The organism is Enterococcus eurekensis (genome assembly GCF_042654605.1).
GTDB classification, from domain to species: Bacteria; Bacillota; Bacilli; order Lactobacillales; family Enterococcaceae; genus Enterococcus_I; species Enterococcus_I eurekensis.
This window is the reverse complement of record NZ_JBHSGT010000002.1, coordinates 1-26084: the sequence shown is the minus strand read 5'-3', so window position 1 is coordinate 26084 and position 26084 is coordinate 1. Positions and strand designations below refer to the sequence as shown.

General features: G+C 35.7%; 23 protein-coding genes and 1 pseudogene. 14 read left to right on the top strand and 10 right to left on the bottom strand.

The features are described 5' to 3' along the window. Positions 1–325: 325 nt before the first annotated feature. The 3 genes from ACFO3L_RS00125 to ACFO3L_RS00115 form a co-directional block, all read right to left on the bottom strand. The gene (locus ACFO3L_RS00125) at positions 326–637 is read right to left on the bottom strand and encodes a hypothetical protein (protein WP_379962777.1); all 312 of its coding nucleotides are present in this window, start codon (positions 635–637) and stop codon (positions 326–328) included. A gap of 282 nt (positions 638–919) precedes the next feature. Beyond that, the gene (locus ACFO3L_RS00120; RefSeq protein ID WP_379962776.1) at positions 920–1672 is read right to left on the bottom strand and encodes an ImmA/IrrE family metallo-endopeptidase; all 753 of its coding nucleotides are present in this window, start codon (positions 1670–1672) and stop codon (positions 920–922) included. 9 nt (positions 1673–1681) lie between these two features. After that, the gene (locus tag ACFO3L_RS00115; protein WP_379962775.1) at positions 1682–2011 is read right to left on the bottom strand and encodes a hypothetical protein; all 330 of its coding nucleotides are present in this window, start codon (positions 2009–2011) and stop codon (positions 1682–1684) included. A 169-nt stretch (positions 2012–2180) separates the two neighbouring features. On the opposite strand from ACFO3L_RS00115, the gene ACFO3L_RS00110 reads away from it, so the two are divergent. The 3 genes from ACFO3L_RS00110 (at position 2181) to ACFO3L_RS00100 (ending at position 5473) form a co-directional block, all read left to right on the top strand. Further along, positions 2181–3902: an ABC transporter ATP-binding protein gene (locus ACFO3L_RS00110; protein ID WP_379962774.1), complete on the top strand. Its 1722-nt coding sequence runs from the start codon at positions 2181–2183 to the stop codon at positions 3900–3902. A gap of 243 nt (positions 3903–4145) precedes the next feature. Next, on the top strand, positions 4146–4544 hold the full coding sequence (spxA, locus tag ACFO3L_RS00105) for a transcriptional regulator SpxA (RefSeq protein WP_379962773.1): 399 nt from the start codon (positions 4146–4148) through the stop codon (positions 4542–4544). A 191-nt stretch (positions 4545–4735) separates the two neighbouring features. Next, positions 4736–5473: an adaptor protein MecA gene (locus ACFO3L_RS00100; protein ID WP_379962772.1), complete on the top strand. Its 738-nt coding sequence runs from the start codon at positions 4736–4738 to the stop codon at positions 5471–5473. 373 nt (positions 5474–5846) lie between these two features. Here ACFO3L_RS00100 and ACFO3L_RS00095 read toward each other — a convergent pair. Then, a pseudogene (locus ACFO3L_RS00095) lies at positions 5847–6152 on the bottom strand (transposase); the annotation flags it as partial. A 348-nt stretch (positions 6153–6500) separates the two neighbouring features. On the opposite strand from ACFO3L_RS00095, the gene ACFO3L_RS00090 reads away from it, so the two are divergent. Next, positions 6501–7493 (top strand): competence protein CoiA, encoded by a 993-nt coding sequence (locus ACFO3L_RS00090; RefSeq protein ID WP_379962770.1) that lies wholly within the window; start codon positions 6501–6503, stop codon positions 7491–7493. 47 nt (positions 7494–7540) lie between these two features. Next, on the top strand, positions 7541–9355 hold the full coding sequence (pepF, locus tag ACFO3L_RS00085; protein WP_379962769.1) for an oligoendopeptidase F: 1815 nt from the start codon (positions 7541–7543) through the stop codon (positions 9353–9355). Positions 9356–9383: 28 nt separating this feature from the next. Here pepF and ACFO3L_RS00080 read toward each other — a convergent pair whose 3' ends face one another. After that, a complete protein-coding gene (locus tag ACFO3L_RS00080) occupies positions 9384–10565 on the bottom strand; it encodes an MFS transporter (RefSeq protein ID WP_379962768.1) in 1182 nt (393 codons plus the stop codon). A gap of 423 nt (positions 10566–10988) precedes the next feature. Between ACFO3L_RS00080 and ACFO3L_RS00075 the strand changes: the two genes are divergently transcribed. After that, entirely contained in the window at positions 10989–12281 is a 1293-nt protein-coding gene (locus tag ACFO3L_RS00075; protein ID WP_379962767.1) for an ISL3 family transposase, read from the top strand. Between the two features lie 564 nt (positions 12282–12845). Here ACFO3L_RS00075 and ACFO3L_RS00070 read toward each other — a convergent pair. Together ACFO3L_RS00070 and ACFO3L_RS00065 are read right to left on the bottom strand one after the other, a co-directional pair. Further along, on the bottom strand, positions 12846–13490 hold the full coding sequence (locus ACFO3L_RS00070) for a DNA alkylation repair protein (RefSeq protein WP_379962766.1): 645 nt from the start codon (positions 13488–13490) through the stop codon (positions 12846–12848). A gap of 2 nt (positions 13491–13492) precedes the next feature. Next, complete coding sequence (locus tag ACFO3L_RS00065; RefSeq protein ID WP_379962765.1) at positions 13493–14569, bottom strand: endonuclease/exonuclease/phosphatase family protein; 1077 nt, start codon at positions 14567–14569, stop codon at positions 13493–13495. A 104-nt stretch (positions 14570–14673) separates the two neighbouring features. On the opposite strand from ACFO3L_RS00065, the gene ACFO3L_RS00060 reads away from it, so the two are divergent. Then, positions 14674–15285, top strand: a complete 612-nt coding sequence (locus ACFO3L_RS00060) for a YczE/YyaS/YitT family protein (protein WP_379962764.1) — start codon at positions 14674–14676, stop codon at positions 15283–15285. A gap of 51 nt (positions 15286–15336) precedes the next feature. Continuing rightward, on the top strand, positions 15337–16221 hold the full coding sequence (locus tag ACFO3L_RS00055; RefSeq protein ID WP_379962763.1) for a hypothetical protein: 885 nt from the start codon (positions 15337–15339) through the stop codon (positions 16219–16221). 311 nt (positions 16222–16532) lie between these two features. Here the strand turns inward: ACFO3L_RS00055 and ACFO3L_RS00050 are convergent, their stop codons facing one another. The 3 genes from ACFO3L_RS00050 to ACFO3L_RS00040 all read right to left on the bottom strand — a co-directional run bounded on the left by ACFO3L_RS00050 (position 16533) and on the right by ACFO3L_RS00040 (position 19223). Then, the gene (locus ACFO3L_RS00050) at positions 16533–17348 is read right to left on the bottom strand and encodes an ABC transporter permease subunit (protein WP_379962762.1); all 816 of its coding nucleotides are present in this window, start codon (positions 17346–17348) and stop codon (positions 16533–16535) included. After that, the gene (locus ACFO3L_RS00045; RefSeq protein ID WP_379962761.1) at positions 17345–18229 is read right to left on the bottom strand and encodes an ABC transporter ATP-binding protein; all 885 of its coding nucleotides are present in this window, start codon (positions 18227–18229) and stop codon (positions 17345–17347) included. Before ACFO3L_RS00045 ends, ACFO3L_RS00050 begins: the two co-directional genes overlap by 4 nt. Before the next feature lie 109 nt (positions 18230–18338). Then, positions 18339–19223, bottom strand: a complete 885-nt coding sequence (locus ACFO3L_RS00040; protein ID WP_379962760.1) for a LysR family transcriptional regulator — start codon at positions 19221–19223, stop codon at positions 18339–18341. Positions 19224–19436: 213 nt separating this feature from the next. On the opposite strand from ACFO3L_RS00040, the gene ACFO3L_RS00035 reads away from it, so the two are divergent. The 6 genes from ACFO3L_RS00035 to ACFO3L_RS00010 all read left to right on the top strand — a co-directional run bounded on the left by ACFO3L_RS00035 (position 19437) and on the right by ACFO3L_RS00010 (position 25792). Next, a complete protein-coding gene (locus ACFO3L_RS00035) occupies positions 19437–20789 on the top strand; it encodes a YeeE/YedE family protein (RefSeq protein ID WP_379962759.1) in 1353 nt (450 codons plus the stop codon). Then, on the top strand, positions 20782–22485 hold the full coding sequence (locus ACFO3L_RS00030) for an FAD-dependent oxidoreductase (protein WP_379962758.1): 1704 nt from the start codon (positions 20782–20784) through the stop codon (positions 22483–22485). The genes ACFO3L_RS00035 and ACFO3L_RS00030 overlap by 8 nt, the downstream gene beginning before the upstream one ends. Positions 22486–22620: 135 nt before the next feature. After that, on the top strand, positions 22621–23400 hold the full coding sequence (locus ACFO3L_RS00025; protein ID WP_379962757.1) for an ABC transporter permease: 780 nt from the start codon (positions 22621–22623) through the stop codon (positions 23398–23400). Further along, complete coding sequence (locus tag ACFO3L_RS00020; protein WP_379962756.1) at positions 23397–24434, top strand: taurine ABC transporter substrate-binding protein; 1038 nt, start codon at positions 23397–23399, stop codon at positions 24432–24434. Before ACFO3L_RS00025 ends, ACFO3L_RS00020 begins: the two co-directional genes overlap by 4 nt. Positions 24435–24451: 17 nt before the next feature. Continuing rightward, positions 24452–25222, top strand: coding sequence for an ABC transporter ATP-binding protein (locus tag ACFO3L_RS00015; RefSeq protein WP_379962755.1), 771 nt, complete (start codon positions 24452–24454; stop codon positions 25220–25222). Positions 25223–25285: 63 nt separating this feature from the next. Next, positions 25286–25792 (top strand): P-loop NTPase family protein, encoded by a 507-nt coding sequence (locus ACFO3L_RS00010; RefSeq protein WP_379962754.1) that lies wholly within the window; start codon positions 25286–25288, stop codon positions 25790–25792. The last annotated feature ends 292 nt before the right edge of the window (positions 25793–26084 follow it).

Here is a 26084-nt window from a genome sequence, read left to right as displayed (position 1 = left end):
TACTTGTGTGGACTTCCCTCAAGAGGAATAGTCGTTGAACCTTCCTATTTCTAGGCTTGGCTGCTGATTTTCGATTATGTGAACACTTAGGATTTAAGCTTATGCCATCTAACGAATTTTTTCTGTTTTCACCACGTTCACGCTTGGGTTTGATATCCCTACGTTGTCGTTTCGTTAGCTTTACGAGTTCCCAGTAATTCAGTTTCTTCATTGGACAATACGAGTTTTTGTATGGCCTCTAAATGCAAGTTTCTCTACATTCTTACAGTACGTCTACGGGCTATCATCCCACCATTAAAATAGTGGGTTTTCTCGCCCGCAAATTCTATAATTTTGAATCTCTTTGTTGGGACTCAAAAATAATCGATTTGTAGAAATTTCGAACACTCTTACGTGAGGCAATTTCTTTCTGATAGCAATAAACACAGAAATCTTCAGCTGAGTCTTGTTTAATCAGTACATCTTGCTCATCAATCAAAACACGGAAATCTTCTTGAGTGACGATTGTTCTGATATCGAAATCATTGCTACAAATTACTTTGGCATTAATCATTAAGCAAGCAGTAATCGTAGCAATTTCACCAAAATTCGAAACTGTTTTGAATGGTCTGCCTTCTTTTAGTCTATTTAGATTCATTCGCTGAAAGGATTCTGTAACATCAGCTAGTCTATTTCGATAGATTTCCTGTTCAGCTTTCGTTAGATAGGAGGAATCAGATGGATCAAATAAAGTCCATTGTTTTTCATTAATAAAAGAACGGACAGTTTTTTTATTGAGGAGGTTAGTAATTCGTTATAAACCTCGATATGAATATAGATATCATCATACAGAAGGTTCATCCATTCTAAAATATTATTTTTTTGGAAATCGACAGCAAAAATTAACATGTTGGAGTCGATAAATACTTTTTGAATTGAATTACTCATCATCTAACCACTCATCCTTAAGCTGTTGTCTTTGAATCCAATATTCTTCCGCCTTTTTAGGGTCAATATGTTTAATAAGATTGAAGGCCATCTCTAAAGTAATTTTATTATCACGGACTTGTTTATCAACTTCTTTTGAGAAATCGCTAAACTGTTCGAATGGATAACTTTCATCTAAGTAGCTTGGTGGAAAACCAAGTTCTTTTCTGATTATTTTCCATTCTTCTTCAGTTCTTTTTATAATCAAAGTAGGAATTTTATTTCCAAGTTCTCTCAATCTTCTAGTTACTGCAACATAAGGCATAGAAGAGAGATCTGCAATTTCAATTACTTTGTCACTAATATCTCCTTGTAAATTTCTCAAAAGAGATTCTACTAGATTTTCAGGCATCATGACATTTGCAGCAAAATGGTCAGCAGCCCGTTCATGATCAAGACTTTCATATGGAATTGGAATTTCATTTGACTCGTATTGTAGATGCCAAAGTTCATGAGCAGCACTATAATATCTTATGCGCAATGGTTGAAAAGTATTGATAGCTATGATGTGTTTATCTAACATATGAATTGCAGCGCCGTAGTATGAAGAATCTTCAACTTTTTGATAAATGATAGATGCCTTTTTGGCTAAAACTTTTTCGATTTCACTTCCTAAAAAAACTTCTTCTCCTAAATAATCTTTTAAAAAAGCACCAGCATAGACTTTTGCCGTTTTTTCTGCTTGAATTTTTCTTGTTATAGTCATTATGATAACCTACTTATTTAGTAATTGAACAAAGTGTTCAGCGTCGAGTAACAATTGGCGTAAGGCACGTTCACTGTTTTCATTGGAAATATGACCTCTTAAAGAATAAACTAAATTATTACTAGATTCATTGGATGAAGATGCGAGTTCAGAAATAGTCATTCCAGTGATTTCTGAAAATCTCTCAATATGCCCAGGCTGAAGCTTTCGACTTCCACTGAATAGTTGACTAATCAAGGAAGGAGCACTATCCATTTCGGCAGCTAGCCATACTTGGGTTTTATTATTATCAGCAAGCCATTTTCTTACATGTTCTATTGTATTTAAGTCACTTCTCATTATTATCGCCACCCTTTCTTACATAGTGTAACATTTTTAGTGAATCTTCACAAATATTGTTTATTTTTTTGTGAATATATTGTTTTTTAGAGAAAAAGGGCTCTCGAAGTTTCATTGGTACGAAAGTCTGTTATACTAATGGGTAGAGAAAATGAGGGGAGTCGAAAGTATGCGACGTTTTTTTAGTTATTATCGTCCTTATAAGGGTTTATTTATGTTAGATTTTTGCTGTGCCGTTTTGGCAGGTTTATTGGAATTGGCGTTTCCAGTGGCCGTTAATCAAGTGATTGACCAGATTATGCCGCAAAATAATTTCAAATATGTCTTACTCGCAAGTTTAGGACTGTTTACTTTTTATATAATAAATACGGTGTTGCAATATATTGTTGTCTATTTTGGACATGTTTTAGGCGTTAATATCGAAACAGACATGCGAAATGAATTGTTCGAACATTTGCAGCATCAACCGTTTGAATATTATGATAATCAAAAAACCGGGAAGTTAATTAGTCGTTTAACGACAGATTTATTTGAGATTTCAGAAGTGGCGCATCATGGCCCAGAAGATGTCTTTATAACAGTGATGACTTTGGTCGGATCATTTATTTTAATGTTTCGTATGCATGCGCAATTAGCATGGGCGACCTTTGCGTTAATTCCGTTAATCACTTTAGCATTGGTCTTTTTCAATAAAAAAATGACAAAAGTCAATACCGAAATTTATGACAATTTAGGTGAATTTAATGCGGGAGTGGAAGCGGCGGTCAGTGGTATTCGTGTGACCCAATCATTTGCAAATGAAGCACATGAGAAAAAACGTTTTAACTATTTGAGTGATTTGTACCGCCGTTCGAAAATTGTCTTTTACAAGGTAATGGCAATTAGTTCTTCTTATAATTATTTCATGATTCGTTTAATCAATTTATTTGCGTTAATTTTTGGTGCTTATTATACAATTCAAGGACAATTAACGTATGGAGAGTTTGTTGGTTTCATTTTATTATCTAATGTCTTTGTTCGACCAATTGAAAAAATCAATACGATGATTGAAAGTTACCCAAAAGGCATTGCTGGTTTCCGTCGTTTAACCGAAGAGTTGGATAAGAAACCCACGATTGTCGATCGAGCAGATGCGGTTGCAGTTGATCATTTAACTGGTAATATCTCTTATAAAGATGTTTCTTTTTCTTATGCCGATCATACAAAAGTTTTAAATAAAATCTCACTTGATATTCAAGCAGGTGAAACGGTAGCGTTTGTTGGACAAAGTGGTTCTGGGAAAACGACGTTATGTAATTTATTGCCACGATTTTATGAAGCAACTAGCGGTGAGATTACGATTGATGGGATGAATGTTCAAGAGATGACACTGTCGTCGCTGCGCCATCAAATCGGTACGGTACAACAAGATGTTTTCTTATTTCCGGGAACAATGCGTGAAAATATCGCCTATGGAAAGTTGGATGCCAGTGAAGAAGAAATCCTTCATGCCGTGCGATTAGCCCATTTAGAAGGTGTAATTAATCAAATGTCAGAAGGACTCGATACAATTGTCGGCGAAAGGGGCGTAAAATTATCTGGCGGACAAAAACAACGCGTCGCAATTGCGCGTATGTTCTTAAAGAACCCACCAATTTTAATTTTAGATGAAGCAACTTCGGCACTTGATACAGAAACAGAAACAGTCATCCAAGAATCATTGAATTCATTAGCGAAAGGCCGGACAACGCTGATTATTGCCCATCGTTTAGCGACGATTAAACATGCGACACGAATTATCGTGATGAGTGAAAAAGGCATTTTAGAAGAAGGGACACATGATGAATTGATGGCTAAAAAAGGCCATTATCGTAAACTTTATGATGCACAATTCCATGATAAGGCGCAATAGACTAGTATAGATTTTTTTACTGTTTACAAAAATAGGGATTAAAATGAAATGAGAAACACTCTTGTTTCATTTTAATTAAAGGGTGCAGAGTCTCGATAAAATCAATCTTTACATGCCAACACTTTAAGATAAACTTCAAAAGAACGCTAGTAATCTCTAATGTTTTCCTGTATAATGAGTACAACAATGAAACAAAAATGGTAACTGTTCTTTTGCTTTTTAATAAAAAAGGAGTGATGCACGTTGTTGACACTATATACTTCCCCGAGCTGTACGTCATGCCGCAAAGCCCGTGCCTGGTTACAAGAACATGAGATCCCTTTTGTTGAGAGAAATATTTTTTCAGAACCATTAGATATTTCCGAACTAAAATCAATTCTACAGATGACAGAAGATGGAACAGAGGAGATTATCTCAACTCGTTCGAAAGTTTTCCAGAAGTTAAACATGGATTTAGATGATTTACCGTTGCAGGGGTTATTGACACTTGTACAAGAAAATCCTGGTTTATTGCGTCGTCCAATTATGGTTGATGAGAAGCGTTTGCAAGTTGGGTTTAATGAAGATGAAATTCGTCGTTTCTTACCAAGAGATATTCGACAGTTTGAATTGCGTCAGGCGCAATTAATGTCAGGACTATAATAAACAAAAGCTGAAACAGTTCGTCTGTTCCAGCTTTTTTAATATTTCCCTGAGTGAAAAATTGCTAAGCGTCGCTTGATTTAGTTTAAGATTTACTCAGAATGAAGGTAGAGGGACGTTTTTTCCTTTACTTTTGTTTTTCTTTCGTTACAATTAAATAGAAGATAAGTAAAGTGAGGTGTAGCCAAACAATGGAAATGGAACATATTAATGAAAATACGATTCGCGTATTAATTCAAGGTGAGGATTTAGTTGCTCGCGGCATTACCTTTATCGATTTATTAGGGAATCATCAAGAAATCGAGTCTTTCTTTTATAGTATCTTAGAAGAAGTTGACGTAGAGGAACAATTCATCGGAAGTGAAGCAGTTACGTTCCAAGTACTTCCCAAAGGTGATGGCCTCGAGTTGATTATTAGTAAAAATCTTTCACCAGATGAAATGACACCGTATGAAATTTTTACCGATCAATTTACCGATGATGAACTGCTTTCAATATTTACCGAAGCAGAAGAGGCCCAGCATCAAGAAGAAGCGGTTGAGGAGTTACTAAGTGCCTTAAATACCAAACAAGATAACGATAAAGAAGTTGGCAAACGCAAAGCGAAGAAGAAAAAAATAGAAGAAAAAATTCCAGAAGTGGCACGTAAATATGTGTTTGCTTTAATGAATTTTGAAGCAGCGATTTATATCGCGGCCTCTGTTACCTTAGACGATGCGCAAACAAGTTTGTATATGCTTAAAGATCATTACTATTTAAGTGTTCGTTTTACTGATGACTTATCAGAAACACTGATTAAAAACAGTGTCGCACATATCTCTGAGTTTGCACGTCTAGTTGAAATTACAGAAGAAGTTTTATTTGAACATGGACAAGCAATCATGTCTGGGGATGCTTTAGGAACCATCAATAAATATTTTGAAGTTTAATCAAAACAAGCGACTAGGTGTCAGTAGATGCCTAGTCGCTTTTGTGGTTGTTCGTCAAATGGTGTTGATGGGCCCAAAATGAGTAAAAATAATCGTCAAAATCGGTAGAGAGATTTGTTTCTCTATCGATTTTTTTTGACATTAGAAAAGAGGGGGCGGAGCCTCCCGCTCCCCTGCGAAAAATCACCTTGTTGACGAAAGCTGCGAGACCGCTTCGAGCCTGTAGTCTCTCAGCTCGAAAGCTTCAAACTCTAGTTAAGTGCTAAAGCACTAAACCAGAGTAATTCACATTTCGTCTTTTGACGCAGCGGGCACAAGGTATTTTTCTTCGAGTCGCTAGTGCGATCTTCAAATGATTTGTTGATTATTCATATCAAGCTTCAGTGGGGGCGAAAATTAAGCCCTGAATGATGTAGATTCGATCTCTTAAATGATAAAAGTTGCGATAACCATAGGAAACGCGTTTAATTAATTTAATTTTATTGTTCAAACCCTCAGTGACACCGTTAGAATAACTAAGTTCAAAAGCATTTTGAATCCCTTGCTTGTATTTCTTTAAGAAATATAATTTCTTTCGGAACCATTTTGGAAGAGCTTTATCTAATGTTTGAATCGTGGAGAAAAAACCATCTATATCCTTCTTTTTTCGATAATAGTGCAACAATTGAACGGCTTCATAAGTCAAGGAGCCACTAATTAATTGAGCAGTGACACCTTTTATTTTCGCATCCTCCAACCAATTTTCTGGGAAAGTAATATTTTCATCTGTTAATCCAAGCATTTTTCTAGTATTATTGTCCATGAGGCTTCACTCCTGATTTGTGTTTGTTTTAGACGACTACATTTTATCAGTTTGAAGCCTCTTTTTGTCGTCAAAATATACAAAAAGTGCTGAAAGAAAATCTCTATGAGATTTTTCTATCAACACCAAATATTATACAACCGCTTTTGTCTATCTTCTCTTAAACTAAATGCTTGATTTAGAAAAAAACTTTTCTTTTTTGCGAAGTTATTTGTAGGAAAGGAGATGAGGAGATTGTTTGTCGCAGAAAATCAATTCGGCATTAAAATATGGGCAAAAGATCTGGCTGGTCCCACGTGTGTTGATTGGTATTGTCCAGGATGTAAAGGGCGAGTGCAGCTAAAAAAAGGAAAGTTAATCGCTGCTCATTTTGCACATGTGGCATTAGAAGATTGTCAAAGTTTTAGCGAAGGTGAGACAACGGAACATTTATCAGGAAAATTGCTATTGCATCAATGGGCGACTAATAGCGAGTTGGAAGCTTATTTACCAGAATTGAAACAACGACCAGATGTTCTTTGGGGAAATATTGCTTTTGAATTTCAATGTTCTTCCTTATCGTTCGAACGATTTCTCGAGCGGACCGAAAACTATGTCTCTCATCGTTACTATCCTTGGTGGTTATTAGGTCAACAATTTCATCCCAAAAAACGTTTAAGTCAGTTCCAAAAAGCTTGTTGCTATTATGATCAAAAGTTGGGTGTAAAACTATGGCTCTTATCAGAAAATGATCAAGAAATTCGTCTTTGTTACCAGTTTCAATGGCATTATCAAAATGGTTATAATTATGAAATTCAAGTATTTAACTATCGAAGAGATTCTTTAAGAGCAATTTTAAGTAATAAAATAATGGATAAGCAATCAAATAGGGAGTGGGACATATTCGCTTTTCAGGGGGTCTTAAAAAGAAAGTTATGCCAACGAGAAGCTAAGATTTTAGCGGCACAAGAAAAATTATATTTACAAGGTGGGCATTTGCTGCATTTACCTCAATGGTGCTATGAGGATAGTCGTTATTTTTTCTTTTTCGAAGAGGAGTTACTTTATTTACGCTGGCTTTATTTAAAGTCAAGTACCTACAATCAATGGTTATTTTTAATCGAGAAAGATTATTTTAATTGGTTTTTTCCTTTGATTCCAAAGGAAAAAATATTACAAGCAATCTATTTTGAATGCCGTATTTTAGCTAGTAGTAAAAAAATAAGAGAAAGTAAGTGAAAATAAATAATTATATGCTAAACTAAAAGAAAAGGAGGCGTTTTTTTATGTCAAAAGGTCCACAACAATTACCGTTACGTGAAGAAGTTCCAGTTGAATTAACTTGGGATTTAACAACTATTTTTAAAGATGATGAGGCATTTGAAAAAGCATTTAGTGAATTACAAGCAGAATTACCAAAGGTTACAGCTTTTAAAGGTAAATTAAACCAGGGGCCAAAAGTGTTTTTAGAAGCACTAGAAGCCGTTTTTTCAATTTCTCGTAGATTAGAACTGCTCTATGTCTACAGTCATTTAAAAAATGACCAAGACACAGCAAATACGACATACCAAGGGCTATATGGTCGTGCGGGTGCTCTGTATGCACAAGTCAGTGAAGCTATTTCGTGGTTTGAGCCAGAACTCTTAACGTTATCTGATGACGAGATTTTAGCTTATTTAGAGATGGAAGATTTAGCCGTATACAATCATTATGTGAAACAGATTATTGCGAATCGTAGCCATGTTTTACCAGCAGAACAAGAAGCTTTACTAGCAGCTGCAGGTGAAATTTTCAGTTCACCAAGCTCAACTTTTGCGGTGTTAAATAACGCAGATTTAGAATTTCCTATTATCAAAGGTGAAGATGGTGAGGATGTTCAATTATCACATGGTGTTTATGGAAAATTAATGGAAAGTACAAACCGTCAAGTCCGAGAAGATGCGTTTAAAGGAATTTATTCGGTCTATAAACAATTCCGTAACACTTTTGCGACAACTTTAAGTACCAATATTAAAGGACACAATTATAATGCAAAAATCCGTAAATACGATTCTGCGCGTCAAGCTGCACTAAGTAATAACCATATTCCTGAAAGTGTCTATGACAACTTAGTGAATGTTGTTAATGAGAACTTGCCATTATTGCACCGTTATATGGCGTTACGTAAACGTCTATTAGGTGTAGATGAATTACATACGTATGATTTATATACTCCGGTATTAGGTGAAGCACCGATTCGTTATACTTATGAAGAATCCGTTGCAAAAGCGTTAGAAGCGTTAAAACCTTTAGGTGAAGAATATTTAGCCGTTGTAAAAGAAGCGTTTGAAAGTCGTTGGATTGATGTCGTTGAAAATAAAGGCAAACGTAGTGGCGCCTATTCTTCAGGAGCTTATGATACAGCACCCTATATTTTAATGAACTGGCATGATGCGATTGATCAATTGTATACACTTGTTCATGAAGTTGGTCATAGTGTGCATAGTTACTTTACCCGCAATAATCAACCATATGTGTATGGTGATTATTCAATTTTCTTAGCAGAGATCGCTTCAACTACCAATGAAAATCTTTTAACTGAGTACTTACTAAAAACCGAAGCCGATCCAAAAGTTCGCGCTTATATTTTAAACCATTACTTAGATGGCTTTAAAGGTACCGTTTTCCGTCAAACCCAATTTGCTGAATTTGAGCATTTTATGCACGTTGAAGACGCCAAGGGAACACCATTAACCAGTGAATTCTTGAGTGAAAATTATGGCGAATTAAACACGCGCTATTATGGCGATGCTTTAACTAAAGATGAAGAAATTCGTTTGGAATGGTCAAGAATTCCGCATTTCTACTATAATTACTATGTGTTCCAATATTCAACTGGTTTTTCTGCTGCTTCAGCGTTAGCGGATAAAATTTTACATGGTGCCGACGATTCGTTAGAGAAGTATTTAACTTATTTAAAAGCCGGTAGTAGTGATTTCCCAATTGAAGTGATGAAAAAAGCTGGAGTTGACATGACGAGTGTTGCATATTTACAAGATGCGATGCATGTTTTTGAAACACGCTTAAATGAATTAGAGGCATTGGTTGCTGAATTTGAGTAATCAATAATAAAATAAAAAAATCCACGCATTATTTCACTGCGTGGATTTTTTGTTGAGGTACTTTTTTCGCATTTAAAAAGAGTGTTAGGAAACCGGTACCGATTAAGATGGCTGCTGATACATAGTAAGGATAGAAATGATTGATATCAAATAACGAACCGGCTGCCATTGGTCCGATGATATTTCCAAAACTCGTAAAAGTTGAATTCAAACCATTAATTGTTCCTTGTTGATCGCCAGCATGTTTTGATAAATAAGTTGTGACAGCTGGTCGAAATAAATCAAAGGCTAAGAAAATGACGAAAGTGGATAAGATGACTACGAGATGACTATCGGTAAAAGCAATCACCGCAATAAAAATACCACTGACGAAGAAAGTCAATTGTATCAATCCCATTTCGGTTAGATGCGAGACAATCCAATCAAAGAAAAAGATTTGACATATTAAAGCAATCGAACCACTGACGGTAATAATCATCGCAATTTCGCTGACTGAGAAATTGAAATTAATCGTTGCCATAATACTATAAATCGATTCAAAGGCTTGTAATCCAAAAGATGAGATTAAAATAATGATAAATAGTGACGTGAAGAGCGGGTTTTTCAAAATTTCCCAGATTGAACTCTTAGGCAATTCGAGATTTTCGTTAAAGGCTTTTTCAGGCTCTTTTAAAACAATCAAAGCCACGATAAATCCGATAAACGCGACAAGTGAAGCGGCAAAGAATGGTGCGCGAATTCCAAAATAGGCAATGAATCCTCCGACACCCGGTCCAATAATAAAACCACCACTAATCGCGGCAGAGACTAGACCCATTGCTTTTGGTCGTTCATCAATTGTAGTGATATCGGCGACATAGGCCGTAACTGCGGGCATAACTAAAGCAGCCGCAAAACCACCTAAAACACGTGAAAAGAAAAAGCCATTTTTTGTTTGAGCTAATCCAAAGATAAGCTCAGAGATGGAGAAAACAATCATACCGGCAGCAATAATTTTTTTCCGTCCAACTTTATCGGAAAGAATACCGGTAAGTGGTGAAGCTAATAATTGTGCGATTGCATAAATTGAAACCATCATTCCCATTGTGGCTCCAGAAAAATTCATCGTTTCTTTGATTTGTGGAATAACAGGAATGACCAATCCAACACCTAAAAATACAAGAAATAAGTTCGAAATTGCTAAATACTTCATACTATTTTTATTTTTCATTAAAATCCTCCTAAAAAAAGCAGCCTAATCGTTAGGCTACTGTGATTTGATTCGATAGCGAATAGAACTATCTTATAGCAAAAAAGAGCGACTGTCATCCCATTTGACCGATTTGTTGATTAGAATTTTTTCATTATTTATTAACAGTTTTTTTTTGTAAAAAAAAGATTCGAGATTGGTCTATCGATAAAGAAAATGAGTATCTTGGAAAAAAATAGAAGTGACTAAGAAAAAATTCTCAGTCACTTCTTTGTTAGATATTGCAGAACTCATAAAATAACGGTTGTATAATATTTGGTGTTGATGGAAAAATCTCATAGAGATTTTCTTTCAGCACTTTTTGTATATTTTGACGACAAAAAGAGACTTCAAACTGATAAAATGTAGTCGTCTAAAACAAACACAAATCAGGAGTGAAGCCTCATGGACAATAATACTAGAAAAATGCTTGGATTAACAGATGAAAATATTACTTTCCCAGAAAATTGGTTGGAGGATGCGAAAATAAAAGGTGTCACTGCTCAATTAATTAGTGGCTCCTTGACTTATAAGCCGACTAATTGTGAGAAATGCGGGAGAAAAAATCAAGGTGAAATCGTTAAGAACGGAACAAAAACAACTCGTACCCAAATGGCTTTATTTCGTAACACGTTAACCTATTTAGAGCTGAAACGCTCACGGTTTCTTTGTCGTCATTGCGGAAAAACCTTCATCGCTCAAACCCCAACTGTTGCACGTCATGATCATTTGGCAAAAGAGTTGAAATATCAAATTCTTTTAGAATTAGCTCAAGTTAGTTCTCGTAAGTCGATTGCACAGCAATACTTTGTATCGGATATCTCTGTTTTAAGAATTCAAGAAGAACTGGCGAAAACGTATCATAAAAGCTATCAAACGCTACTACAGGTTCTTTGTGTCAATGAATTTAAATCAATGAAGTCTTGTGAAGGCGCAATGAGCTTCATCTGTGTTGACGGGACAAATAACCACTTATTTGAGGTGCTAGAAGACCGTAGACTTGATAAACTCGTCCAATACTTCATGCGTTTTCCCAGAAAAGCTCGTCTGGGAGTACGTTATTTAGTGATAGACATGAACGCTAGTTATCAACAATTGATTAAGATGATCTTTCCAAATGCTCAAATTGTAATCGATTGTTTTCATATCGTCCAACAAATTACTCGCTCATTGAATCAACTAAGAATTAAAAAAATGAATGCCTTCAATACTTCAAATCCGGAGGATAAGAAAAAATACCGTCGATTAAAACGGTATTGGAAACTGATTCTAAAAGATTCGGATTCTCTAGATAATCGACAACCTGCCTATCATCCCATATTCAAGCGATACCTCTATGCGCAGGATATTATTGATGAGCTCTTGAGCTATGATTCCCAGTTAAAACTTGCTTATGAAGCGGTTCAATTGCTGCACTATTATCGGAAAAAGAAGGATATAGATGGCTTTTTCTCCACGATTCAAACATTAGATAAGGCCCTTCCGAAATGGTTCCGAAAGAAATTATATTTCTTAAAGAAGTACAAGCAAGGGATTCAAAATGCTTTTGAACTTCGTTATTCTAACGGTGTTACTGAGGGCTTGAATAATAAAATTAAATTAATTAAACGCGTTTCCTATGGTTATCGTAACTTTTATCATTTAAGAGATCTAATCTACAACATTCAGGGATTAATTTTCGCCCCCACTGAAGCTTGATATGAATAATCAACAAATCATTTGAAGATCGCACTAGCGACTCAAAGAAAAATACCTTGTGCCCGCTGCGTCAAAAGACGAAATGTGAATTACTCTGGTTTAGTGCTTTAGCACTTAACTAGAGTTTGAAGCTTTCGAGCTGAGTTGTCACGCAGATCCTGATATTGTATCCGTAACTCACTACGTTCGAACGGCTCCAACAACTACAGGCTCTATTAGAGGTCATGAAATGAGCGAATAGTGACGAGTAATAAGCAAAGAATCGTTTGAAAGTGTTTTGTACTTTCAAAAAGATTATGGCTTATTACCGAGTCGCTGATCATTTCATACCGTTTCGAAGCGGTCTCGCAGCTTTCGTCAACAAGGTGATTTTTCGCAGGGGAGCGGGAGGCTCCGCCCCCTCTTTTCTAATGTCAAAAAAAATCGATAGAGAAACAAATCTCTCTACCGATTTTGACGATTATTTTTACTCATTTTGGGCCCATCAACACCATTTGACGAACAACCAAAATAACCTCTGAATTCTAGCTTATTACTCGTCAGTTACCGCTTCATTGATAGCCTCTAAATATACTTAGAGGCTTCTCTTATGCTTAGTGGGGCCATGTGCTCTTTATGGGTTTGGATAAATTGGCGGACCCATTCAGGATTGGTTTTGCTGTAGTCACGTAAGCTCCATCCAATGGCTTTGTTGATAAAGAACTCTGTATCATTTAAGTTGTTGCATAGAATTTGCTTGAGTAATATCGTGTTGGTTCGATTTTTTCGAAGTAGTTGATGATTGATTGCGACACGGCGGACCCAAATGTTCTCATCTTGACTCCAATCGAGCATTAATTTTTCGACTTCAGGATTTTGTAGTGCGAGGTACCCGAGTAATTCATCTAGTCCATCAACAGTATCCCACCACGATTTCGTAGTAATCAATTGTTTTAATCTTGGAATATCGCTAATTATTAGTTGTTTTTTTAGTCTAATTAAATAATCAATTGCAATGTATTGCCATTCACGTTGCTCTTTTTTCCAGCAACCTTCTACAAAGTCCCAATCAATTGTTATTGAATCGATGGTTTTCATATACGCTTGGAAGATTTTTTTGCGTTCAGGGGCGGGAATGCCAAAGAACGGAAATTGATCGCGCATATATTTTTCCATTTGCTGGGCTTTTTCTGAATTGGTAGCGTTTGATAGTTCTGTTAAAAGATCCATTTTTAAGCTCCTTTATCAAAGTGGAAAGTTAGTGTTACGGGATTGTGATCCGAGTTGGCAAATTCCAGGTCGGAAACGTTCACGCTATCGACGATGATATCATCTGAGACGATAAAGCCATCAATGAGTGAAACAAAATTTTCGCCTTTGACATAAGGTTTGTTACTTGCACGGACACTTGGGATCTTTGCTTGGGCTACATCACCTTTAGCTATTGAAAAACCAGGAGGCAATAATTCTTCTGGAAAAGGATGGGTCCATGTTTCAACTTTTCGTTCGGTATCAAAAACTTCAGGGCTATTTCCGAGTAAATCATGATTAAAGTCCCCGCCAACAATCACGCTACGACCAGCTGCTTTTTCTTCAGCCATTTTGCTAGCAAGTTTTTTTATTTGGTCTTCCAAAATGCTTTTATCTTTTGTAAAAGCAGAGGAGTGAATATTTATTAAGCTTACCGGATGACCACCAAAAGTCGTTTGACTGACAGTAAAACTACGATCAAGGTCAAAAAATTTATTGAAGTTTGTTTCAATCGGTAAAGCATAACGCGTCGCTTTTTCAAAATTACTCTTACTTAATGTTAATATTCCTGATTTTGATTTGCCAATTGGCTTAGTAAAAGGGTAAAATAGATAGCTGGAGTCATAATTTTGACCGAAGACAGAAGCATATTCAGGCAAATTTTGTGTTAACTGCTCAACTTGATTGATTTTATAAGAACGGTGCGCTTTTGTATCGACTTCTTGTAAGAAAATGGCATCAGAATTTAGTTCTAGCAAATGGTTTTCAATGGCAGTCAGATTTTTTTCAACGTCTTCTTGGCTGAAAGCACGTGAATATTTTCCGTCATCCATGAAGAAACTGTAATCGGCTGGATAGGCGGCATAACCAATATTAAAAGTGGTAATTTTGTAGTTTTTTTGTTCCGTTTGTTGGCTGTTATTCGCATGATTGTTTGGAAGTAGTTCTAAATTATCTTCCAAACGCTGATAATCTAAAAAGAGATACGCCAAGTAACCACCTAGAATTAAGGCAAAAACAAGGATGAACCATTTAAGATAAGAAAATAGTAATTTCAAAAAAACACCTCCATTTTAGTATGATAATTATAACATAGATTATTACGTTCGATTGTTGCAATGGTAGGATAGAATGCATGATGAGTAAAGAAAGGGATATAAGAATGAATATAAAAAAAGCATTGAAGCGCAGCACCATGGTTTTAATAGGCTCATTTATTATGGGAATAGGAATTTATTTAACGATACTAGGAAATATTGGGAGTGATCCGTTAACGATGTTATGGATAGGTATTGCCGAGAATCTAACGATAACGGTGGGGCAAGCGAATTTGCTTGTGAGTGCTGTGATGCTTTTTATTGTCTTTTTCATTGATCGAAAAGAGTTATTCGTTGGAAGTCTTTTGAATCCACTTGTTATTGCTTTAACGACTGATTTCCTGACACAATTCTCTTTTTCGGTGGAGTCTAAGATTATGCAAGTTCTGATTTTTATTAGTGGACTTTTAGTGATGGCGCTTGGAATTGCCCTTTATTCACTGGCAGGATTTGGTCGCGGGGCGTATGAAGCACTCGTCTTTTCGTTAAGTAGTATTTTTAAACTTTCGATTCGGGTGGTACGCACAAGTTTTGATATCTTGTTTACACTTATCGGTTTTTTACTAGGTGTAGGCATTTCTTTTGCACCATTTTTAGCAATCGTTTCTATGGGCATTTTGATTCAATTTTTCATTCAAAAATTGTTACGACCGACAGCCGAATTTTTAGGCGAATAGATTTTGTATGAGTTTTCTACTATATAAATAAGAAATAAGGATGAACGTTACGTGAAGGACCAAAAAAGTTTATACCAGCAGTGGTATCCCAATACTTACCAATTAAAACCCTATCCATTAGAAGGACGTAAAGCTTTGACGGTTAAAAATCGGCAAGAAATCTATCAACGCTTAATGAAGCCGCAAAGGCATTTAATTGAAAAACATAAAAAGTATCAAATGAGTTCGTTTTTTGTCAATCAACATCATTTGATTGATGCGCACTGGGTTTTTGAAACAGTCAATATCGATGAAAATTATAATCGCAAACTAAAACGTTATCACTTGCATTGCCAATGCGGGAAAGCCATCAAGTATCAGTTTATTTTAAAATCAAAAAAGACTGGTGAAACGATCGCTTTAGGAATTACTCATTTTGCCGATCACTTAGGGATTAGCCAAGAGGTTGCTAATGAAATCAAAAAAGGATTGAATCAAGTTGATTTAGCGTTGGATGAATTGCTATGGCTTAAAGATCGTGGATACACTTTCCCCGAAGATTTATGGCAGCAATTTTTGTATGGCTTATACCGCAATAAAGAGCTGATTCGCCCTTATGCGTATAATCAAGTCTTGGTGAAACGATTGTTAGAATTTAAAGCGGCGGCGATGCCCATTTTTGTGGCTGACTATTTAGCCGTTTTGAATGAAATACGGGCGATTGAAATGCGAATGAAAGAAGAGTCAACGGCAAATTTTAACGGTAATAAGCAATTATTTGAACGTTTTTCGAATGATTTTGAGCAAGTAGAAAAAGAAATAGAAGTCTCCAAGCCAAAATATCATACGAAAAGTTATGAATTATATGAGCAGTGGCAAAAAGTTCAGGCAGATGAAAGAGCAAAGGTCTTTGAAGATTTTAAAAAATTAGTTGAAGCGGCTAAGTTAAATAAATGATTGAACATACTAAGAGTATTATCTAAAAGAAAAGGATGATGAATGATAAAATTCAATATAGGTGGATAATATGGCTATATGTTAGTTAGCATTCAATAGACATGAGAATTAAAAATATTAAGACGTAAAATCAAAACCTTATTGTTCGAATACTATCAATCATTGTAGTAACATTTTAATCAAAATTATTTTGTGTAGAAACAGTTTATAAAAAAATTATCCAAGAGTCTATTTTCATTATAAAACGAACTTAAAAAACAATCGAAAGCCAGACAGAGACCGAATGGCTTTCGATTGTTTTTTTATTTTTCTTAACTTTGAAAATCACGTTTTATATAACAATAGAAAGAAGCTGCTAAAAAGACAACACTGAGGAGAGCAAGATAGGGAGCTTCTGACAGACCATTATTTAAAATCGAGGAAGGGATACCTAGATGAACCGGCGACCAATTACTTAGGAAATTTAATTTTTCTTGCAAGCCAGATAAAATTCCTAATAAGTAAAAACCAAAGACGAGGGCTAATGACAAGCTTGTTGCATGACTGGCATTTTTTAATAGCGAAGAGATTAGGAAACCTAAAGTTAAAAAGAAGATCAGCACAAGCCATTCATACAGGTAGATTTTAGTAATTCCTGAAATAATTTCTTTTTTTGGATCACTGGCCAATCGAAAGACTAGCAGGCTCCCCATTGAAGAAAGTCCAGATAATAACCAAAAGAATGAAATAACCGTTAGTCTAGCGATAAATTTTGAAAAAAGGATCGCTTGGCGTGAAATTGGTTGCGCATATAAAAAGTCAATCGTGCCTTCGCTTTCTTCACTAATCAACGATTGCATACCTAACAGGCTCGCGTAAATACAAGCAGCAACAAATAGATATTGGAAATAATAAGCAAAAAAACCAACAGGCTTAAACATACTTGCTTCACCTGTTAATGAAATATTAAAAGTAGTAAGCATACTTTCAGGTAAGCCACTTAACATCGTATCCATCGTTTCCTGCAGTGAAGGAGTAAACATTTGGGGATAAATCGCAGAAAACGCAAAACTTAATCCTGCAAAGAGTAGCGTCCAAATCAAGAATCCTTTATATAGTCTTTTCCACTCCATTTTAAATAATATCATTTTAAGTTACCTCCTTCATACAAGGATAGGAACTGATCTTCTAATGTTGGTGTTTGGACAGTGAAATCTTGAATGATAGGTTGACTAAGAAACTGCAAAAGCTCCTTATTTTCACCTGTATAAAGTAGGCGCCATTGCTGATTATTATGATCGAGTACTTTGAAACTGGCCGGGAAATCTTGTGTTTGCAATGTTTTTGAATCAATCTTGACTAGTTTTCCTAAAGAGGTTTCTTTGGAAATTGTTTGTACTGTGATAATTTCACCTTCTCGAATAAAGGCTGCACGATCCGCGTAGTCTTGAATTTCAGTTAAGTTATGACTGGACAGAAAAATCGTCATCCCTTGTGCATTTCGTTTTTTCAATTCGTTAAATAGGCGATGCTGAATAGCAGGATCGAGACCATTTGTTGGCTCATCTAAAATCAAGAGGCGTGGGTTAGGGAGCAGACTCGCAGCTAATGCAATTTTTTTGCGATTTCCAAGTGAAAGCTCAGAAACTTTTTTATGAGGTGCAATGTCAAATAAGTCAATTAAGTCATTAATGGCTTTTTTTGGTTGATCAAGCTGATGAAGTTGAGCCGTAATTTTTAGTAATTCAAGAGTGGTAAAGTTCGGATAGAAACGGACTTCAGACGAAACGTAACTAGTAAATTGGCGAATCGTTTTTGCTTGTTTTTGTGAATCAAGACTGAAAATTGCTAAATCACCAGTCGTAGGTTTAATAAAATCAAGCAAGGCTTTAATCGTCGTTGATTTTCCAGCACCATTTGGTCCGATAAAACCATAAATTTCACCTTCATTAACTTGTAAATTTAAATCATGTATGACTTCTTTTCCTCGATATTTTTTTGAAAAATGTTGGATATCAATTGCAAACATTTGAATCCCTCCTCAAGTAAATCTTTGGCTTAAGTGTAAGACTTTCGCTGAAAATAGTCAAAAATAAATCAAGCAGATACTCATAATACTTGAGATTTGCTTGATTTATTTAATTGGTTGAATGGATTAGGTGTTCAATCAATTTTTTAATTTTAGGAGTATTTTTATTTTCTTTACGAATGACAATATAAAAATAAATATCTTCAATTGCTTCTTTTTCAATTAAGGGAATCTCACAAAGCGTCTGTGCCTCTAAATTTTCCAAAATAGAAGTCTCAAAGAGAAAACTGATGCCTTTATTTTGCATAACCAAATTTTTTATAACATTGATATTAGCAATTTCATTCATATTTTTAAATTGCTCTAAGGAAATATTTTTTTGTTTGAAGAGATTCATCATTATATCAAAAACACCAGAGCCTTGTTCGCGTAGAAACAGTGATTGCTGACGTAAATCAGATAAAGTTATTGCTTGTAAAGCGCTTTTATTATCTGGTGAACAAATAGGAATCAATTTTTCCTGAATATAAGGAATCGCAATATATTTACTATGATCAAAAATACCAGCAACAATCGCAATATCCAATTCATGTTCATCTAGTTTTTTGAGCAAATAGTAAGTCGTATCTACTGAGAGCTCAATTCGTGCGTCATCTAATACTTCTTTTAAGGAAAAATCTTTGCGGAACAAAACAAACTCACCAATTGTTTTACCGCAACCAAGTTGGATTTTTTCTTCCATTTTGCTTAGATGGTGTTGGATATCATTCAGTTTAGGTACAATTTTTTGGAGCTCTAATGCTAAATATTCACCAGAGTTCGTGAGTGTTAATTGACGATTATGATAGTTGACGAGTTCTGTTGATAAATCATTTTGTAAAGATTTTATTTGTTGTGTGACTGCTGGTTGTGAGAGGTTACACTTTTGGGCGGTTTTTGTATAACTAAGTGTTTCAGCCAAAGATAAAAAAGTTTTCAATCGATAATCTAACATGAAATCACCCCCTGTCTGTATATAATAACGATAAAATTCAAAAATAACAACATGACTTATTATAAGAAATTCTTATAGTTGTATAGTTTTTTTCGATTTTACTTTTTTAAGGGCGTAAAGTAAACTTTTTTTGTGAAGTTATTCTCATGTTTAAGTCGACAAAATATGGGATATACCACGTTAATTGTAAAAATAGTTATCGGAGGTCAAAAAATGGAAGCGAAACAAGATATGACGACGGCAACAAAAGAAGACATCAGCATCCTTCAGAATAAAAGACAGCCAATTGTTGGTTTAATTATTATTTTTGGATTAATTGGATTTGGATTTTACTTAAATCAATTAAAACTGTCGCTACCGATGCATTTATTAGCCGGCGTTTTAATGGGATATGTTCTTTCTAGAGGACGCTTTGGATTTGCTGGTGGTGTAAAACGCTTGGTCGTTAGAGGAGAAGGAAGTTTAACGAAGGCTTTAGTAGTAATGTTTGCGATTACGGTCTTTGTAACTTTTGGAATCCAATGGTATGCCGCACAAAATGGGGCGGTTGCTAGCTTTGCCGCAACGGCTGATCAAGCGGTCATTCCAGGAACACAAAATGTAGCATTTACAAATATTGGTACGATTCTTGGTGGGATGTTATTTGGGATTGGAATGATGTTCGCCGGCGGTTGTGCATCAGGGACATTAACGGACATGGGAGAAGGAGAAGGTCGCGCATGGATTGTCATCGTCTTTTTCGTTTTAGGTTCGTTGCCTGGCGAGTGGGCGCGATCGGTTATCGATAATCAAGCAATTGGTAAAATCGGGACTCAAATGTACTTACCTGATTCCTTGGGTTACTTTGGCGCGTTAGTTCTGTCCTTAATCGGTTTAGCATTAATTTATATTTTAACACTATTATACGAAAAGAAACGTCGAGAAAATGGGACTTCTGCTGATATTTATGGCGATTGGGAAAAATATGAGCAACCATTAGTAGCAAACGCGAACGTAACGAATACAGAAAAATTGTACCACAAGTTATTTATTGAGCGTTGGACGTTTATGAAAACAGGATTTTTAATTGCTTTTATTTGGATTTTCATTTTAGTTAGCCAAGGTAAAGCTTGGGGCGTGACTTCTTCGTTTTCTCACTTGAGTGCAACGGTTACTAATTTATTCAATATTCAATTTACAAATCCCGATTTAGCAGCAATCTCCGCTAAGGCTACAGAAACAGGACTGCTAAATGATGGAGGAACCATTCGTAATTTTGGTTTAATTATGGGTGCTGTGATTGCCTTTTTAATGGCTGGTAAATGGAAATGGAATTTGGATTTTAACAAAAAAGATAGCTTGTATTTTGTAAGTGGCGGCTTGTTAATGGGATTCGGTGCTCGCTTAGCTAAAGGTTGTAATGCTGGGGCATTATTTTCAGGGATTAGTACTTTCTCTGTCTCAGGATGGGTATTTTTAGTTGCCATGACAATTGGTGGATTGATTGGCTTGAAATATTTTGCTGGTAAAGCATGTACCTTACCAAAATTAAAATTAAAAATTAAAGGAATGATTAAAGATGAGTAAAAAAATTGTAATTGTAGGTGGCGTAGCAGGAGGCGCATCGACGGCTGCTAGAGTACGTCGATTAGATGAACATGCAGAGATTGTAATGTTTGAAAGAGGTCCTTTTGTATCATTTTCAAATTGTTGTTTACCATTTCATTTAAGTGAAACCATTGAAAAAGCAGAAGATTTGGTTTTAATGACGCCAGAACAATTTCATAAACAATATAATATTACAGCAAAAGTGAATCAAGAAGTAATTAAAATTGATAGGGAGTCAAAAAATGTCACCGTCCGCAATGTGCAAACATTAGAAGAGTATACGGAATCTTATGACGAACTTGTATTATCTCCAGGAGCAAGAGCGATTTTACCGCAAGGAATTAAAGGAATTAGCGGAGCCAATGTTTTTTCTGTTCGTAATGTACCGGATATTGATCAGATTAAACGCTATATCGATAGCAACGGAATTGAGGAAGTTGCTGTTGTCGGAGCTGGTTTTATTGGTTTAGAAGTTGTTGAAAACTTACAACTTGCAGGCAAAAAAGTGACATTAATTGAAGCAGCAGATCAAGTGATGACACCATTTGACTATGATATGGCACAAATTTTACATAAAGAAATTTACGATCATGGAGTAAACCTTGTCTTAGAAGATCGTTTAGTTGAAATTAGTGAGGATCATGTCGTTTTAGATTCTGGAAAAATCATTCCAGCACAAATGGTTGTGATGGCGATTGGCGTGTTGCCAGAAACAAAATTGGCTGTTGAATCCGGTATTGAGTTAGGTGAAACGGGCGCAATTAAAGTTAATCACCACTATCAAACTTCAGCACCACACATTTATGCGGTAGGTGATTCTATTGAAGTAACGCATAAACAAACTGGAAAAGTGACACAATTAACGATGGCAGGTCCAGCTCAACGTCAAGCACGCGCTGCAGCAGACCATATTTATGGCCGGACGTATCGTAATCATGGAGTGATTGGCTCATCTGTTGTACGTGTATTCAATATGAATGCCGCTTGTACGGGTTTGAATGAGAAAGCCTGTAAAAAAGAAGGGATTGATTATCGTACGGCATATGTAATTCCGAAAGATAAAGTCGGCCTGATGCCTGGTGCGAAACCAATTTTCTTTAAATTAGTTTACGCTTATCCATCAGGTCAAATTTTAGGAGCGCAATGTATTGGCGAAGGAAATGTTGATAAACGAGTTGACGTGATTGCAACTTTAATTACGTTCAATGGAAACTTGGAAGATTTAAAAGAATTAGAACTATGCTACTCACCTGATTATGGTACTGCAAAAGACGCAGTTAATATGGCAGCGCTAGTTGGTTTGAATATTTTAAATGGCGAATACAAACAAACATCTGTTACAGAAATCCGTGCATTGGTCGAATCAGGAGCATTTATTATTGATGGACGTGAAGAAAGAGAATACCAAGAAGGTCACATTAAAGGGGCCATTAATATTCCTATGAGTCAATTTAGAGAGCGATTAAATGAAATTCCTAAAGACCAACCAGTTTACATCCATTGCTTATCAAGTCAACGTTCTTATAATATGGTACGAGCATTAGGAATGTTAGGCTATGATCATGTTTATAATTTAATGGGTTCTTTCCTAGGAATAAGCATGTATGAGTATTTCAACGATCAAGTAAAAGGACGCGAGCCGATTGTAACAAATTACCGTTTCGATTTACTTTAAAATTTATTAAGGTACACAACGTTAAATCGTTTAAATAATTCGAAAAAATTTGACATAAATCGAAGTGTTCAAATAAAAGCACTTCGATTTATGTTGAAAATAATTGTAAAAAAAATGGAAGTAAGGGTATCAAAAATGAAAGTAAAGAATAAAAATAAGAAACAAGTTTTATCAATGATGACCTGGGTAATTATTTTATTAATCTGGTGGATTGTTACGAATACAGGTTTAATTCAATCACAACTTGTTCCATCACCTCAAAAAACATGGGAGACCTTCATAGAAATTGCTAAGAATGGATACAATGGTACATCATTGCTAGGGCAACTTGGAATCAGTTTTTATCGAATGTTTGTTGCGCTCTTCTTTGCGTTATTTGCTGGTATTCCATTAGGATTGTTGAGTGGCTATTTTTTGACTTTTCAAGCCATATTTGATCCGATTGTTCAATTTTATCGACCATTACCACCGTTAGCCTATTATACTTTACTCGTTTTATGGCTTGGAATCGATGAGACATCTAAAGTAACTCTTTTATTTCTAGCTGCATTTGCGCCAATTTATGTTGCGGGTGTCTCGGCTGTTAAACAAGTGAAAGAGGATTATATTTTAAGTGGGCAATCATTAGGAGCGAGCAAGCTTCAACTCTTTTTTACAGTTATTTTCCCATCTTGTTTACCGCAAATTTTTACCGGAATCAGAACAGCAGTAGGTGTCTCTTATACGACGTTGATTGCAGCTGAAATGGTCGCAGCAACAAGTGGTATTGGCTGGATGGTAATTGATGCGAGTCGTTATCTAAAAAGTGACGTGATGTTCGTCGGCATTATTATTATGGGAATTACAGGAATCTTACTTGATTTAGGGATTAAGAAAATAGAAAGCCTAGTGATATTTTGGGGAGGAAAAGAATGATGAAGCGTTATACGATGAAACTTATAGGAATGTTGATGTTATTATTGTCGCTATCCGCGTGTAAAAATGGTGAAGCAACAACCGTTAATCAATTACCAAAAGAGGTTAAAATTGGTATCATTCGGGTACCCAACGATAAGCAAGTAGCGATTTCGACACAAAAATTTGATCAATATTTTAAAGATAAAGGGATTGAAACAGAATTTTTATTTTTTGATTCCGGTGTAGCAGCCAATCAAGCACTTGTCTCTGGTAGTATTGATTTTGCTGAAATGGGTTATACCAATGGCGTAGTTGCTTTGGCTAAAAAGCTGCCAGTGGAATTAATTTGGTTACATGATGTCATCGGTGAAAATGAAGCGCTAGTCGTTCCTGAAAACAGTAAGGTTCAGAGTGTAGCCGACTTAAAAGGGAAAAAAATTGCAGTACCTTTTAGTTCAACCTCGCATTTCAGCTTATTAAAAGCGCTAGAAGAAGCTGGTATTCGAGAAGAAGTTTCTTTATTAGATATGGAAACTGCTGATATTGTCGCGGCATGGGAAAGAAATGACCTTGATGCGGCATATACTTGGGAACCAACACTTTCTCATTTGAAAGATCAAGGACGAGTGTTACTAACAAGTCGAGATTTAGCTGAAAAAGGTTATATGACATCAAATATTGATTTAGTTCATAAAGACTTTGCCAAAAAATATCCTGAATTAGTCGTTGATTATTTATCGGCATTAACCGATGGACAAAATGTTTATTTTGAAGAACCTGCTAAAGCAGTAGCGCAAGTTTCTAAAGACCTGAACTTGACAGAAGAAGAGACATTGAAACAAATGAATATGAGTCAATGGCTTCGACCAGAAGAGTTAATTTCGAATGATTACTTAGGAACAAATGCGAAACCAGGACATTTTCATCAAGTATTTTTAGATACTGCTGAATTCTTAGTCGAGCAAAAATCAATTGATCAAATTCCTAGTGAACAAGAAGTTAACGAATTTATTAATAGTGAGTATATCGAAAAATTAATTGAGCGAAAATAAAAATGGGGGAAGAAAAGATGGAAGCAGTTGTGACGTTAGAAAATGCACAAGTTATCTATTCATCAAAAAAAGATGACTTAACCGCAACGGATCCCCTTTCATTAACGATTCAAAGTGGAGAATTTATTTGTCTCGTGGGTCCTTCAGGCTGCGGCAAGAGTACATTATTAAAATTAATCGCAGGTTATCTGAAACCCTCGTTAGGCGAGGTTCGAATGAATGGCGAAATAATTGATAGACCGGACTGGAGACGAGGAGTTGTTTTTCAGACTTCAACCCTTTATCCTTGGCTAACTGTCCGAAAAAATATTGAATATGGCATGAAAATGCGAAAGATACCAGTCAATAAAAGACAAGAAGAAACGAATTTTTTTCTTGAACAAATCGAGATGCTTGATTTTGCAGATTGCTATCCTCATGAGTTATCGGGTGGCATGAAGCAACGAGTTGCGATGGCAAGAACAATGGTTAATCATCCTGAGTTGTTACTAATGGATGAACCTTTTGGAGCGTTAGACGCATTGACGAGAATGAAGATGCAAGGACTTATGCGAAAACTATGGCAGAAGAGTGGTCAAACGATATTTTTAATTACACACGATATTGAAGAAGCTTTGTCTTTAGCGACACGCGTTATTGTGATGTCCAAAGCACCAGGTGCGATTGTAGAATCAATTGATGTGGATTATAGTTTGAAGGCACTGGCGGAAGAAAAAAATGAAGTTGTGATGGATGAATCTTTCATGCAGTTAAAAGAAAGCATACTGCATCAAATTTATACAAGCTAAAGATTGCTAATTTCAGGCGGAAATGCTATCGTTAATTTTCAAATTAGACGAAGGAGCACTCAAATGAAAATCGCAATCTTAGGTTATTCAGGTAGCGGCAAATCAACGTTAGCGAAGTTTCTAGGGGATAAAAAGCAAATTCCTGTCTTGCATTTAGATACTGTTCAATTTGTTGAAGATTGGCAAGAACGGAACAAAGAGGAAGCTTTATCACTCGTTGCCAAGCATTTAGCAGGGAATAATTGGATTATTGACGGCAACTATACGAATTTTTATCAGCAAGAACGCTTAGAAGCAGCCGATCAAATTATCTTTTTACAGTTTTCGAGATGGGCATCATTAAAACGTGTCATTGCTCGTCGCATCAAATATCACAACAAATCACGACCAGACATGGCGCAAGGTTGTCATGAAAAAATTGATTTTGACTTCTTTTGGTGGGTCGTGTATCAAGGGCGTTCCAAAGAAAAACGCGCACATTTTGAAGATCTAAAAAGACGTTACGCTGAAAAAAGTTTAACGATTAAAAATCAAAAAGAGTTGGACGTTTTTTATCAAAAACATCAATAATAGTCATTTAAAATAAAACCTTTCACGGATGATGAAAGGTTTTTTTGTTGTTATCTCCGGATGATAATATATACTGTTTTTCGAAGGAACGTTTTAGTTTGTTAAAAAAGAAATGGACAAACGTTCAAAAATTATCATTGCAGCGGTTTATGCTTTGAGAGTGTCGATTGCTTTTAACTTTTTTTGGATCGGCGATTGATGAATTGATTCAAAAGAATATCTTATTTGAACCTCTCATGACTGAAGTCACGAGATTCTTAGGAACAGAACATACTTGCAAGCGTATTTCTTT

Coding starts and splice junctions, on each gene's coding strand:
- ACFO3L_RS00110 (WP_379962774.1), top strand. CDS start 2,181: ATGCGACGTTTTTTTAGTTATTATCGTCCTTATAAGGGTTTATTTATG.
- ACFO3L_RS00020 (WP_379962756.1), top strand. CDS start 23,397: ATGATGAAGCGTTATACGATGAAACTTATAGGAATGTTGATGTTATTA.
- ACFO3L_RS00090 (WP_379962770.1), top strand. CDS start 6,501: ATGAGGAGATTGTTTGTCGCAGAAAATCAATTCGGCATTAAAATATGG.
- ACFO3L_RS00125 (WP_379962777.1), bottom strand. CDS start 637: ATGAATCTAAATAGACTAAAAGAAGGCAGACCATTCAAAACAGTTTCG.
- ACFO3L_RS00115 (WP_379962775.1), bottom strand. CDS start 2,011: ATGAGAAGTGACTTAAATACAATAGAACATGTAAGAAAATGGCTTGCT.
- ACFO3L_RS00030 (WP_379962758.1), top strand. CDS start 20,782: ATGAGTAAAAAAATTGTAATTGTAGGTGGCGTAGCAGGAGGCGCATCG.
- ACFO3L_RS00100 (WP_379962772.1), top strand. CDS start 4,736: ATGGAAATGGAACATATTAATGAAAATACGATTCGCGTATTAATTCAA.
- ACFO3L_RS00050 (WP_379962762.1), bottom strand. CDS start 17,348: ATGATATTATTTAAAATGGAGTGGAAAAGACTATATAAAGGATTCTTG.
- ACFO3L_RS00075 (WP_379962767.1), top strand. CDS start 10,989: ATGGACAATAATACTAGAAAAATGCTTGGATTAACAGATGAAAATATT.
- ACFO3L_RS00010 (WP_379962754.1), top strand. CDS start 25,286: ATGAAAATCGCAATCTTAGGTTATTCAGGTAGCGGCAAATCAACGTTA.
- ACFO3L_RS00015 (WP_379962755.1), top strand. CDS start 24,452: ATGGAAGCAGTTGTGACGTTAGAAAATGCACAAGTTATCTATTCATCA.
- ACFO3L_RS00120 (WP_379962776.1), bottom strand. CDS start 1,672: ATGACTATAACAAGAAAAATTCAAGCAGAAAAAACGGCAAAAGTCTAT.
- ACFO3L_RS00045 (WP_379962761.1), bottom strand. CDS start 18,229: ATGTTTGCAATTGATATCCAACATTTTTCAAAAAAATATCGAGGAAAA.
- ACFO3L_RS00040 (WP_379962760.1), bottom strand. CDS start 19,223: ATGTTAGATTATCGATTGAAAACTTTTTTATCTTTGGCTGAAACACTT.
- ACFO3L_RS00025 (WP_379962757.1), top strand. CDS start 22,621: ATGAAAGTAAAGAATAAAAATAAGAAACAAGTTTTATCAATGATGACC.
- pepF (WP_379962769.1), top strand. CDS start 7,541: ATGTCAAAAGGTCCACAACAATTACCGTTACGTGAAGAAGTTCCAGTT.
- ACFO3L_RS00070 (WP_379962766.1), bottom strand. CDS start 13,490: ATGGATCTTTTAACAGAACTATCAAACGCTACCAATTCAGAAAAAGCC.
- ACFO3L_RS00060 (WP_379962764.1), top strand. CDS start 14,674: ATGAATATAAAAAAAGCATTGAAGCGCAGCACCATGGTTTTAATAGGC.
- ACFO3L_RS00080 (WP_379962768.1), bottom strand. CDS start 10,565: ATGAAAAATAAAAATAGTATGAAGTATTTAGCAATTTCGAACTTATTT.
- ACFO3L_RS00035 (WP_379962759.1), top strand. CDS start 19,437: ATGGAAGCGAAACAAGATATGACGACGGCAACAAAAGAAGACATCAGC.